The sequence below is a fragment of the Bradyrhizobium sp. UFLA05-89 genome, from assembly GCF_059803475.1.
This window is the reverse complement of the sequence record NZ_JBANBA010000175.1, coordinates 1-11,984: the sequence shown is the minus strand read 5'-3', so window position 1 is coordinate 11,984 and position 11,984 is coordinate 1. Positions and strand designations below refer to the sequence as shown.

The following is an 11,984-nucleotide window of genomic DNA, read 5'->3' as shown; positions in this document are numbered from 1 at the left end:
ATTTCGCACAGCTTGGGCGTTCTGTCTTCCGAGCACGAATGAAACGAACAAGAACAATCGCTTGGACTAGTTCACGATCTTTGATGGTCGACTTCAATCCGGATGATATCGTCTTCCCCGTGATAGCTGTTGATCTGGACCTCGATCAGCTCCAGCATGATTTTACCGGGGTTTTCCATCCGATGAACCGCGCCCAGCGGGATGTAGATCGATTCGTTCTCGTGCACGACCTTCACGGTCTCGTTCACGGTCGCCCGGGCCGCGCCGCGGACCACGATCCAGTGCTCGGCGCGAAGGTGATGCTTCTGGAGCGATAGCCGCCCGCCCGGCCTGACCACGATGCGCTTGATCTGGTGACGTTCTCCATTGTCGACCGACTGATAGCTGCCCCAGCCCGATGCACCTTGAGGTGCTTCTCCGTGACCCTGGGGCCATCCTCTTGAGTTATGTTGCGAGGCGCCTGAGGCAATTGGCGTCCTTCTGGCGCGAGACCAGCACCGCACCAGCTGTGGCCACTAGGAGCCGCCGCTCCGGTTCTTGAATTCGGCGTTAACACTATCTTTTTCAGTCGGCTCATCTCGACCGGACCAAACGTCAGCGGACGGTTGGAGCCCATCTTCACACCGGTCCAGCCATTGTCGTCTGCGAGGCCGTGACCATCGCGACGCAGGACACGTCGAGATTGAACCGCGCCAAATCGGCCATCTGCTTGAGCGCAAACCGATCTCGAGCACCTGCAGCCCGCCGCCATTAGCCCGAAATCAGCGCATATTTGATGGAGGCTGAATAGCCACAGAAATCGTGGCCGGTGACGATCTCTTGACGAACGCCCAGTTCCGCGATCAGTGCGCCCAGCCCATTTCGCCGAACGAATGGGCGAGCCTTTTTGTTGAGGTGCGAACTATGGTAGCATTGCAATCAGCATCTAGCTGAAGGAACTTGGGCTAAATACTGCGACAGCCATGGCAAATTGGCAGCGTGCGATCTGATGGGTAGAGCCGTAACGTGGACCGTATTGATGGCCTTCATGGGCTCCCTGATGTCTGCTTGCGCGAGCTCAGATCGCAGCACTCCAACACCTGCAGCTCAATCTGGAGCTCCTTGGGCGCGGGATCTGAATGAGCGACCTCCGATTCGAGCACTAAGGAGTAGCGACGAGATCTCGCGGGAAAAGGCGGACCTAGAAGCGGCGAGGGCGAAAGCATCGCGCTAGCAGAGAAGGCGCGGGTGCATGGGTACGGTGAGTTTGATCCGGCTTTAATGAAAAAGCGAAGCCAATCGGGCGCACGCGCAGCAATGCGTAGGACCAAGACGATCGCTGGCAAAGCACGATCCTGCCGCAACGCGCTACGTATTGAAAATAGGCGGTGATTGTCGGAAGATGTCGGGGTGCGTTCGGTGCAACTTGGGCCAGTAAGATTATATGCGTCCCGCAGTTTTTTTGGATCGTGATGGTGTCCTCAATGAGGATGACGGCTATGCGTTTGATCCGAAAAAGATCCGGTGGGTGGAAGGAGCGCAGCAGGCCGTCAAAGCAGTCAATGACGCAGGGTATTTCGCGTTTGTTGTGACGAACCAATCGGGAGTTGCCAGGGGTCTTTACGAGGAGCGGCATGTTCGAAATGTGCATGAATGGATGTTGCGTGAGCTCGGCACCATTGGCGCGCATATCGATGCTTTTGAGTTTTGCCCACACCACCCCGATGCCCAAATTGCGCGATACCGAGGCCTCTGTAACTGCCGCAAGCCGCAACCCGGAATGATCAAGGCTTTGCTCGAGCGGTATCCGGTGAACATTAGCGATAGCTTCATGATCGGCGACAAACAGCGTGATCTTGATGCGGCGAAAGCGGCTGGTGTCACCGCCTATCTGTTTGACGGAGCGAACCTCCATGCGTTCATTACGCCACTCTTGGCACATCGATCCCATCGTCCCATCGCGTCTAAGGCGATCCAATAAGGGCTGCAATCGACAAGGAGCGTCACTCTGTCTTGCAGCAAGAATGTTGCTCGTTTGGCAGAGGTTGATGCCATAGGTGTTGCGAGCGATTGCTTAAACCGCACCGAGACGTCCCGAGATGGCATCAAAACGGCAATCGAAGCCAGTCGGGCGAACGCGGCGAAGCGCGCCAGACAAGCGCCCGCAAAGCGCGACCGAGCCGCAACGCCTATCGACATGGGGTTGTCTCGGTGGGATCAAGCTGGCCCTTCAACCGGCTTGCCCGATCAGAGCACGTGTCGACTAGCATCGACTTGCGCATGATCGCGAGCTGGCCGTCGCGTCGGGCGACGGGCTCATGGCACGCCGTGGGCTTGCGGCACAGACACTAGCGCTCGTCGGCGATCACCCTGCCGTCGTTCGGCAGCGCGCCCGGGCTCACCAGCTCGACGGTGCCACCGAGCTTCGTCACAGCGCGCAACGTCGTTGCGATCTCCGCGCGCAGCGCCTCGTTTGCTGCTGCCGTCTCGGCCTTCAACATCATCGCATCAGTCTCGCGCTCGCGCGTGACGACGAGGCGCAGGCGGCCGAGCGCAGGATGTCGCTTGCCGATCTCGGCGATCTGCTCGGGGCGGATAAACATGCCCTTGACCTTGGTGGTCTGGTCGGCGCGGCCCATCCAGCCCTTGATGCGCATGTTGGTGCGGCCGCAGGAGCTCTTGCCTGGCAGCGCCGCGGTGAGGTCGCCGAGCGCAAGACGGATCCAGGGATGATGCGGGTCGAGCGAGGTCACCACGATCTCGCCGACATCTCCTGGCGCAACGGGATCGCCGGTGCCGGGCTTGACGATCTCTAAGATCACGTTCTCGTTGACGACCATGCCTTCGCGTGCCTCGGTTTCGAAGGCGATAAGGCCAAGATCGGCGGTGCCGAACGCCTGGTAGGCGTCGATGCCGCGCGCCTTGATCTCGGCCTGCAGCGACGGCGGAAAGGCGGCGCCCGAGACCAGCGCGCGCTTGATTGAGGAGACGTCGCGCCCCGTAGTCGCTGCGGCGTCGAGCAAAATCTTCAGAAAGTCCGGCGTGCCGCTATAGCCGATCGGCCGGTAGGCCTCGATCAGCTCGAATTGCGCCTCCGTGTTGCCCGGGCCCGCTGGGATCACCGCGCAGCCGAGCGCCCGCGCGGAGGCGTCGAAAATGAAGCCGCCGGGCGTCAGATGGTAGCCGAATGTGTTGAGCACGATGTCGCCGGGCCGAAAGCCCGCGGCGAATAGCGCTCGCGCGCCGTGCCACGGGTCGGCCTGGGTTCCCTCTGGCTCGAAGATTGGTCCGGGCGAGGTGAAGAGCCGAGCGAATGCCCCGGGCGGGTGTGCCACGAAGCCGCCGAAGGGCAGGGAGGCCTTGTGCAGGGCGGGCAGTTCCGACTTGCGCAGCACCGGCAGCCGCGCCAGCGCGGCCCGTGAGGTCACGGAGGCCGGCTCGAAGCCCTTCAGGCGCTCGGCATAGGCTGGTGCGGCCATGGCATGGTGCAGGATGCCCGGCAGGCGCGAGAACAGCTCGGCCTCGCGCTCGTCAAGTGCGCGCGTCTCAAGGGCGTCGTAGTGGGTGGTCATGGCTGGTCCTCAATTGGTTCGCATCCGTTGCGCCGCCTCGCGCGCGTCGCTATCAGGGCGGCAGCCGGAGCTGGAGAAAGTGGAATGGCCAACGAACAGGGGATCACGACGGACGAGGCCGCCGATGTCGTCGCCAGGTTGAAGCGGCGGATGATCGACGAGGCGCTGCCGTTGTGGTCGGGCGAGGGCTGGGATGCGGCCTCGGGCGGCTTCATCGACCGTCTGCACAAGGATGGCTCGGCGGATCGCGCCGCGCCGCGCCGGGTGTTCGTGCAGGCCCGCCAGATCTACTGCTATGCCAAGGCCGCGCAGATGGGCTGGTATCCGGAAGGCCGAGCGATCGCGCTGAAGGGTCTCGAGTACATGCTGGCGCGCGCCAAGGCGCCGGATGGCCGCCCGGGCTATGTGCATCGCTTGATGCCGGAAGGTGCCGTGCTGGACGGCAGGCGCGATGCCTACGACCACGCCTTCATTCTGCTTGCGCTTGCGACCGTCTACGCGTTGGATAAGGACGCGCAGGTCCGCGCCGAGATGGACGCGCTGCTCGCCTTCATCGACGCGCATCTGCGCTCGCCGCATGGCGGTGTTCACGAGAGCCTGCCGATGGCGATGCCGCGCCGGCAGAATCCGCATATGCATTTGTTCGAGGCGATGATCGCATGCTTTGACGCGACGCACGACCTGTCGTTCCAGAACCGCGCCGGCGAGTTCTTCGCGCTGTTCCTCGCCAATCTCTACGACAACCAGAAGCGTGCGCTTGGCGAATATTTCGAGGAGGACTGGTCGAAGATCGAGCCGGTCAGCGTCGAGCCCGGTCACCAGGCCGAATGGGTCTGGCTTCTGAAAGGGTTCGAGCGCATCACTGGCTGCCCGACGGGGCGCTATCGCGGTGAGCTGCTGGAGACGGCGGTGCGCGGTCACGACATCGCGACCGGCTGCCTCATCGACGAAGCCGACGTCGACGGCAACATCCGCCGGCATTCCCGGCGGCTGTGGCCGCAGACCGAGATCGCGAAAGCGTGGATCGCGCAGGCTGAATCCGGCGAGGTTGGTGCAGCGGACAAGGCGCGCACGGCGCTGGTGCGGCTGGAACGGCACTATCTCAGCCATCCCGTGAGGGGTGGCTGGTATGATCAGTTCGACCGAGACGGCAACTCGCTCGTCGAGACAATTCCTGCGTCGTCGTTCTATCACGTCCTCTGCGCGGTGACGGAAGCCGAGCAAGTGCTGGGGTGAAGCGCTTTTGTTTTGACGCGTTTTCTTCACGCGAACCGGTTCCCACTTCGCTTGAAAACGCTATAGCCAGCGCTTGCGCCGCTTGAAGCTCTTGAGGTTTTTGAAGCTCTTGCGTTGGTCGCCGGCGCCGCCGAGGTAGAACTCCTTGACGTCCTCGTTGTCGCGCAGCTCGTCGGCGGTGCCGTCGAGCACGACCTTGCCCTGTTCCATGATGTAGCCATGGCTCGCGACCGAGAGCGCGGCGCGCGCATTCTGCTCGACCAGCAGAATGGTGACGCCGAGGTCGCGATTGATCTTCTTGATGATCGCGAACACTTCCTTCACGAGGAGCGGCGACAACCCCATCGACGGCTCGTCCATCAAGATCATCTTCGGGCGTGCCATTAGCGCGCGGCCGATCGCGAGCATCTGCTGTTCGCCGCCGGAGAGATAGCCGGCGAGGCCCGTGCGCTCCTTCAGGCGCGGGAAGTAGCTGAAGACCATGTTGAGATCGGAATCGACCTCGCGGTCGCTGCGGGTGAAGGCGCCGAGCTTGAGGTTTTCAAGCGAGGTCATGTCGGCGACGATGCGCCGGCCCTCCATCACCTGGAAGATGCCGCGGCGGACGATCTTGTCGGGATCAATACCGTTGATCCGGTCGCCGTCGAACATGATCTCGCCGCGCGTGACCTCGCCGTCCTCGGTCTTCAGCAGGCCGGAGATCGCTTTCAGCGTCGTCGACTTGCCAGCGCCATTCGCGCCCAGCAGCGCCACGATCGCGCCCTTGGGCACCTCGAGGCTGAGGCCGCGCAGCACCAGGATGACGTCGTCGTAGACGACCTCGATGTTGCGCACGCTGAGCAGCGGCGCGGGCGCGACGACGGTTGGCGTTGAGTGCGCTGCTTCGATGGTTTGGGTCATGTCTCTTCACTCTCCGCTGTCGTCGCCCGGCTTGACCGGGCGACCCAGTATTCCAGAGACGCTTGACGCTTCCTGAGAAGCCGCGGCGTACTGGATCCCCCGCTTTCGCGGGGGATGACAGTTGTTTGTATGGCAGCAGTACAGCTCACCACCCGAACCATTCCGGCTTGCGCGGCAGCTCGACGGTCTTCACCTTCTCGAGCTTGATCGTGCCCTTGGCCATGAGGTCGTTGAGGTCGCCGTCGGTCGCACCCGTCACCTTGGCGCGATAGAGGTCGACCTTCATCGTGCCGCGATGATCCTTCTCGGTGTAGGTCGAGGGATTGCAGACACCCTCCATGCCTGCCGGCACCCAGTCCTTTTTCTGGTAATAGCCCTTGGCGACGTTCTCGCCGGTCGCACCGCCGTTCTTCGCGGCCCAGTCCAGGGCCTCCCTCATGTACAGCGACGAGCACACGGCCGCGACGTAATGCACGGGGCGATAGACCTTGCCGGTCGGGTCCGACATCTTCGAGATTTCCATCACCGTCTTCATGCCGGGCGCGTCGCCGCCCCAGCTCACGGAAGTGCGCAAGGGGAAGATCACGCCATCGGCCGCGTCGCCTGCGGTCTTGGCGGCGTTCTCGTCCATGCCCCAGACATTGCCGAGGAACTGGATGTCGATGCCGGCCGACTTGCAGGCCTTCATCACCGAGATGTTGGAGGCCGCGGTGTTGCCGAGATAGGCGTAGTTGGCGCCCGAGGACTTCAGGCTCAGGCACTGCGCGCTGTAGTCGCCTGGCGTCAGCGCAAACACCAGCGGCGGAAGCACCTCGAACCCGAGCTCCTGCGCCAGCGCCTCGCCGGCCGCCTTCGGAGCGTTCGGGTAGGGGTGGTTCGCACCCATATGGACGAACTTCGGCTTGCCGGTCTTGCCCTTGGCCTTCCAATCATCAGCCGCCCACATCAGCATCGCGCGCAGCGCATCCGAATAGGTCGGGCCGTAGAAGAAATTGTAAGGCGCAGCCTTGGCCTTGCCGCTGGTGCCTTCCGGATCGGTCAGCGCTGCGGCATAGGAACCGGACATGTCGGGGATCTTGTCCTGCGCGAGGAAGCCGGTCAGCGCCTCGGTGTCGGCGGTGCCCCAGCCCATGATCGCCGCGACCTTGGTGTCGGGCGCCGACCATTTCTTGTACAGCGCGATCGCGCGTGGCACCTGATAGCCGTAGTCGTTGGTGTCGAGGTTGAGCTGCTTGCCGCCGATCCCGCCGTTCTTGTTGATCCACGCAAACGTGTCGGCGACAGCCTGGCCGTAAGGAGTGCCGACGTCGGACGTGCCGCCGGAATAGTCGGCGAGGTGACCGATCGCGATCTGCGCCTGCGCGGCGGCCGAAAAGGCTGCGAGCGCAAGCGCGAGCGATGCGGTGCTCAAAAAGGATTTTGTCTTCATCGGTTGGTTCCTCCTGTTATCGTTTTGGTCGAGTTGCCCGCGCTCAGTGCGAGAACGGGTAGAGCTTCCAATAGGCCTTGATCTGTCGCCATCGATGCGCGAGCCCATCCGGCTCGAACATCAGGAACGCGATGATGATGAGCCCGATCGCGATCTCGCGCAGGAAGGTGATGTTGGTGTTGAGCGACAGCGCATGGTCGATCGCGCCGCCCTTCAGATGCAGGCTGAGCCATTCCATCGATTCCGGCAGCAGCACGACGAAGGCGGTGCCCATCAATGTGCCCATGATCGAGCCGGTGCCGCCGATGATGATCATGGCGAGGAACAAGATCGAACGCTCGATGCCAAAACCTTCCTGCGAGACGACCTGCTGGTAATGAGCGTAGAGTGCGCCCGCGATGCCGGCGAAGAAGGCCGCGAGCGCAAACGATAGCGTGCGGTATTTCGTCAGGTTGATGCCCATGATCTCCGCGGAGAGATAGTGGTCGCGGATCGCGACCAGCGCTCTGCCGTCGCGCGTGCGCATCAGATTGGTGACGAGGATGTAGCTCGCGAGCACGTAAGCCAGCACGACGTAGAAATATTGCTTATCGCCGCGCAGCGTATAGCCGAAGATCGAGAACGGCTCGGCGCTGGCCGGCACCGAGCCGCCGGAGAACCATTCAGCGCGCGAGAAGAAGTCGAGCAGGATATATTGCGCCGCGAGCGTCGCGATGACGAGATAGAGCCCCTTCAGCCGTGCCGCCGGAATGCCGAAGATCAGGCCAACGAGCGCAGTAACGATGCCGGCGAGCGGGATGGCGAAGAACACCGGGATCGGCGCGTTGTTGGAGATATAGGCCGAGGTGAAGGCGCCAAGCAGGAAGAAGGCGGCGTGCCCGATCGAGATCTGGCCGGTGAATCCGACCAGGATATTGAGGCCGAGAGCCGCGATCGAGAAGATGCCGATCTGAATCAGGATGCTGAGCCAGTAGCCGGAGAAAAATTGCGGTGCGAGACAGAGAAGGAGCACACCGGCAATCGCAAAGTTGCGGCTGGTCCTGGTCGGGAAAATCGTGGTGTCGGCCGCGTAGGTCGTGCGGAAATCACCAGCAGGGATGAGGGCGGGGCCGGCCATGGTCAAATCCGCTCGATGTCACGGGTGCCGAACAGGCCGTAAGGCTTGATCATCAGCACGATGATCAGGACGTAGAACGGCGCGATTTCGTAGAGATTGCCCCAGTGCAGATACTGGCTGTCGACATATTGCGCGATGTTCTCGAGCAGCCCGATGATGATGCCGCCGAGCACGGCGCCGCCGACGGAGTCGAGCCCGCCGAGGATCGCCGCCGGAAACACCTTGATGCCGTAGGCCGCCAGCCCCGACGACACGCCGTTCACCACGGCGACGACGACGCCGGCGACCGCCGACACCGTCGCCGAGATTGCCCAGGCCATCGCGAACACGCTTTTGACGGAAATGCCGAGCGACTGCGCCACCTGCTGATTGAACGCGGTGGCCCGCATCGCAAGGCCGTATTTGGAGGCGCGGAAGAACCAGGCCATGCCGATCATCATCGCGACCGAGACCACGAGGCTCATGATGTAGACAGTCTGGATCTGAAGCCCGAACAGGTTCACCGATTGGCTTTCGAACACCCGCGGGAACGGCTGCGGGTTGACGCCGAACATCCATTTCAGTGCGGCCTGGAACACCGTGGAGAGGCCAATGGTCACCATGATCACCGAAATGATCGGCTCGCCGATCATGGGCCTGAGAATCAGCACCTGGATTGCGATGCCGAACACGAACATGAAGACGAGCGTCATCGGCATGCCGATCCAGAACGGTACCTGATATTTCGCCAGCAGCGCCCAGCACACCCAGGCGCCGACCAGCAAGAGCTCACCTTGCGCGAAGTTGACGACCTGCGTCGCCTTGTAGATCAGCACAAACGACATCGCGACGACGCCATAGAGCGTGCCCACCACGAGGCCGTTGACCAGAAGCTGGAAGAGGAAGGCGGTGTTCATGTACGTTGGACCTTTCGCCTCTCCCCGCTTGCGGGGAGAGGTCGACGTGCGCCGAGCGATGCGAAGCATCGTCCGGAGCGCGGCGGGTGAGGGGAAGCTTCCGCATGCGAGGTGCTAATGAGGTCTCGCACAATTTGGCGGGCGTTCTCGAGACCATCGCGACCGCCCTCGGAGAGGCTCCCCCTCACCCGGATCGCTGACGCGCTCCGGCCTCCCCCCGCAAGCGGGGAGAGGCGAGGGGCTGCGGTGCGCGCGTCCTGGCTCACTCCGCGGCCTCCGCCATATGCGCGCCGGCGTCCAGATCCACCACGCGCAGCGTGGTGCGGACGCGCTGGGTGGTGCCGTCCTGGAAGCGGATCACGGCGTCGACGGGGATGTTGGCGTCGCCGCGATAGATGGCGTCGATGATATCCGCATACTTCTCGTTGATGACGCCGCGGCGCACTTTTCGGGTGCGGGTGAGCTCGCCGTCGTCGGCATCCAGCTCCTTGTAGAGCAGGAGGAAGCGCGAGATGCGCTGCGCCGGCGGCAGCGTCGCGTTCACGGTCTCGACTTCCTTCTGGAGCAGCGCATAGACCTCCGGCCGCGAGGCGAGGTCGCTATAGGTCGTGAATGAGAGCCGGTTCTTCTCCGCCCATTTCGAGATGATGGAGTAACGGATACAGATCATGGTCGCGAGCGCGTCGCGGCCGGCACCCAACACGACGGCTTCCGCGATATAGGGCGAGAACTTCAGCTTGTTCTCGATGAATTGCGGCGAGAAGCGTTCACCGCGCGAAGTCTCCGCGAGGTCCTTGATGCGGTCGATGACGACGAGCTGCCTGTTATCGTTGAAATAGCCGGCATCACCCGACAGCATCCAGCCATCCCTGATGTCGGCGACGCTAGCCTCGGGGTTCTTGTAGTAGCCCAGGAACATGTTGGGATGCCGCACCACGATCTCGCCGACACCGTGGACGTCGGCGTTGTCGATGCGGATCTCGACGCTGTCGGCCATCGGCACGCCGGTGGTGTCGGGATCGACTTTGCCCTCGGGATGCAGTGTGTAGGCCCCTAGCAGCTCGGTCTGGCCGTAGAGCGTGCGCAGCGGCACGCCCATCGCCTGGAAGAACTTGAAGGTATCAGGCCCGAGCGCGGCACCGCCGGTGGCAGCCGAGCGCAACCGCGTGAAGCCAAGGCGGTCACGCAACGCGCGGAACAGGATCATGTCGGCGAGGCCCGAATGCTTGCCTTGCGCGAGCGCGGCAAGCCCGGTCTTCATGCCAAGATCGAACAGCCGCTGCTTGAATGGCGTCGCGTCCATCACCTTGGCGCGGACGTCGGCGGCGATCGATTCCCATACGCGTGGCGCAAAGAGCACGAACGTCGGCGCGATCTCGCGCAGATCGTTCATCATGGTGTCGGGCTCTTCGACGAAATTGATCTTCATCCGGCAGAGCAGGCCTTTGCCGAGCACATAGACTTGTTCCATGATCCAGGGCAGCGGGAGCACCGAGACGTACTCGTCGTCCGGCCCCTTCGGATCGAAGGCGAGATAGGTCGCGCAGTGGCCGAGCACGCGGCCGGCGGCGAGCATCGCGAGCTTCGGATGCGACGTGGTGCCCGAGGTGGTGCAGAGGATCGCGACGTCCTCGCCCTTGGTTTCGTCCACCAGCTTGTCGTAAAGCCCCGGTTCGCGCGCGGTGCGCGCACGGCCGAGCTCGGCGAGCTTTTCGGCCGGCATCAGCCGAGGATCGTCATATTTCCGCATCCCGCGCGGATCGGAATAGATGATGTGCTTCAGTTTCGGCACGCGATCGGCTAGCCCCAATAGCTTGTCGACCTGCTCCTCGTCCTCGGCGAAGACGAGCTGCGCCTCGCCGTAGTTGAGGAGATAGGACGCCTCCTCATCCAGCACGTCGCGATAGAGTCCGAGGCTCAGACCGCCGATCGCATGGGTCGCCACTTCGGCGGCGACCCAGTCCGGCCGGTTGTCGCCGATGATGCCGATGACGTCGCCGCGCCCAAGGCCGAGCTCGACGAGGCCGAGCGCGAAATCGCGCACCCGGCTCTGGTAGTCTCTCCAGGTGAAGAGACGCCAGAGCCCGAAATCCTTCTCGCGCAGTGCGACCTCGCTGCCGTGCTCCTTCGCATTCAGCCGCAGCAGTTTCGGATAGGTGTCGGCCTGCGCGACGCGCCCCGCATAGTCCATCATGCCGCGCACTCCGGGGCCGCGGGCTTGTCGTCGGGATCGACCAGCACCTCGTCCTCTTCGCCAAGATAGGCGCGCTTGACGTGGGGATCGGCCAGCACCGCAGCCGGATCGCCCTCGGCGATCTTGCGGCCGAAATCCAGCACCATGACCTGGTGGGAAATATCCATCACCACACCCATGTCGTGCTCGATCATCACCACCGTCATCCCGAACTCCTCGTTGAGATCGACGATGTAGCGGGCCATGTCCTCCTTTTCCTCGAAGTTCATGCCGGCCATCGGTTCATCGAGGAGAATAAGGCGCGGCTCCAGCGCCATCGCGCGTGCCAGCTCGACGCGTTTGCGCAAGCCGTAGGGCAGGGTGCCGGCTTGCGCTTTTCGAACCGATTGCAGGTCGAGAAAGTCGATGATCTCCTCGACCTTGCGGCGGTGCGCGAGCTCCTCCTTGCGCGCGCCGGTCAGCCAGCACAGCGAGCCCGTGATGAAATTGTTCTTCAGCAGGTGATGGCGGCCGACCATGATGTTGTCGAGCACGCTCATATGATGGAACAGCGCGAGATTCTGGAAGGTGCGCCCAATGCCGAGCGAGGCGCGGGCGTTCGGCGTCAATCCAGTGATGTCGCGGTCCTGGTAGAACAGTTGGCCTTCGGTCGGCCTGTATC

9 protein-coding genes and 2 pseudogenes are annotated in these 11,984 nt (G+C 62.9%); 2 read left to right on the top strand and 9 right to left on the bottom strand.

The features are described from left to right. Positions 1-71: 71 nt before the first annotated feature. Positions 72-522: pseudogene (locus SO139_RS43635) on the bottom strand (cupin domain-containing protein); the annotation flags it as partial. Next, positions 519-858, bottom strand: a pseudogene (locus tag SO139_RS43630) (phosphomannomutase/phosphoglucomutase); the annotation flags it as partial. The pseudogenes SO139_RS43635 and SO139_RS43630, both read right to left, overlap by 4 nt. A 565-nt stretch (positions 859-1,423) precedes the next feature. Here SO139_RS43630 and SO139_RS43625 point away from each other — a divergent pair. After that, complete coding sequence (locus SO139_RS43625) at positions 1,424-1,960, top strand: D-glycero-alpha-D-manno-heptose-1,7-bisphosphate 7-phosphatase (RefSeq protein ID WP_498541978.1); 537 nt, start codon at positions 1,424-1,426, stop codon at positions 1,958-1,960. A 367-nt stretch (positions 1,961-2,327) separates the two neighbouring features. On the opposite strand, the gene SO139_RS43620 is transcribed toward SO139_RS43625, so the two are convergent. Next, positions 2,328-3,551 (bottom strand): phenylacetate--CoA ligase family protein, encoded by a 1,224-nt coding sequence (locus SO139_RS43620; RefSeq protein WP_498541977.1) that lies wholly within the window; start codon positions 3,549-3,551, stop codon positions 2,328-2,330. Between the two features lie 84 nt (positions 3,552-3,635). Here SO139_RS43620 and SO139_RS43615 point away from each other — a divergent pair, with 84 nt between their 5' ends. Further along, complete coding sequence (locus SO139_RS43615) at positions 3,636-4,787, top strand: AGE family epimerase/isomerase (RefSeq protein ID WP_498541976.1); 1,152 nt, start codon at positions 3,636-3,638, stop codon at positions 4,785-4,787. Positions 4,788-4,847: 60 nt separating this feature from the next. On the opposite strand, the gene SO139_RS43610 is transcribed toward SO139_RS43615, so the two are convergent. From SO139_RS43610 to SO139_RS43585, 6 genes are all read right to left on the bottom strand, one after another. Next, positions 4,848-5,687, bottom strand: coding sequence for an ABC transporter ATP-binding protein (locus SO139_RS43610; protein ID WP_498541975.1), 840 nt, complete (start codon positions 5,685-5,687; stop codon positions 4,848-4,850). A 145-nt stretch (positions 5,688-5,832) separates the two neighbouring features. Continuing rightward, positions 5,833-7,116 (bottom strand): ABC transporter substrate-binding protein, encoded by a 1,284-nt coding sequence (locus SO139_RS43605; protein ID WP_498541974.1) that lies wholly within the window; start codon positions 7,114-7,116, stop codon positions 5,833-5,835. Positions 7,117-7,159: 43 nt separating this feature from the next. Next, on the bottom strand, positions 7,160-8,233 hold the full coding sequence (locus SO139_RS43600; RefSeq protein ID WP_449379063.1) for a branched-chain amino acid ABC transporter permease: 1,074 nt from the start codon (positions 8,231-8,233) through the stop codon (positions 7,160-7,162). 2 nt (positions 8,234-8,235) lie between these two features. Continuing rightward, on the bottom strand, positions 8,236-9,129 hold the full coding sequence (locus SO139_RS43595) for a branched-chain amino acid ABC transporter permease (protein WP_449379064.1): 894 nt from the start codon (positions 9,127-9,129) through the stop codon (positions 8,236-8,238). A gap of 262 nt (positions 9,130-9,391) precedes the next feature. Continuing rightward, the gene (locus SO139_RS43590; RefSeq protein ID WP_498541973.1) at positions 9,392-11,323 is read right to left on the bottom strand and encodes a long-chain fatty acid--CoA ligase; all 1,932 of its coding nucleotides are present in this window, start codon (positions 11,321-11,323) and stop codon (positions 9,392-9,394) included. Next, on the bottom strand, positions 11,320-11,984 hold a 665-nt coding region (locus SO139_RS43585; protein WP_498541972.1), incomplete at its 5' end, for an ABC transporter ATP-binding protein. The genes SO139_RS43590 and SO139_RS43585, both read right to left, overlap by 4 nt.

Excerpts from the sequence above, each read along its gene's own strand:
- SO139_RS43625 (WP_498541978.1), top strand. The coding sequence starts at position 1,424 with ATGCGTCCCGCAGTTTTTTTGGATCGTGATGGTGTCCTCAATGAGGAT.
- SO139_RS43620 (WP_498541977.1), bottom strand. The coding sequence starts at position 3,551 with ATGACCACCCACTACGACGCCCTTGAGACGCGCGCACTTGACGAGCGC.
- SO139_RS43615 (WP_498541976.1), top strand. The coding sequence starts at position 3,636 with ATGGCCAACGAACAGGGGATCACGACGGACGAGGCCGCCGATGTCGTC.
- SO139_RS43610 (WP_498541975.1), bottom strand. The coding sequence starts at position 5,687 with ATGACCCAAACCATCGAAGCAGCGCACTCAACGCCAACCGTCGTCGCG.
- SO139_RS43605 (WP_498541974.1), bottom strand. The coding sequence starts at position 7,116 with ATGAAGACAAAATCCTTTTTGAGCACCGCATCGCTCGCGCTTGCGCTC.
- SO139_RS43600 (WP_449379063.1), bottom strand. The coding sequence starts at position 8,233 with ATGGCCGGCCCCGCCCTCATCCCTGCTGGTGATTTCCGCACGACCTAC.
- SO139_RS43595 (WP_449379064.1), bottom strand. The coding sequence starts at position 9,129 with ATGAACACCGCCTTCCTCTTCCAGCTTCTGGTCAACGGCCTCGTGGTG.
- SO139_RS43590 (WP_498541973.1), bottom strand. The coding sequence starts at position 11,323 with ATGATGGACTATGCGGGGCGCGTCGCGCAGGCCGACACCTATCCGAAA.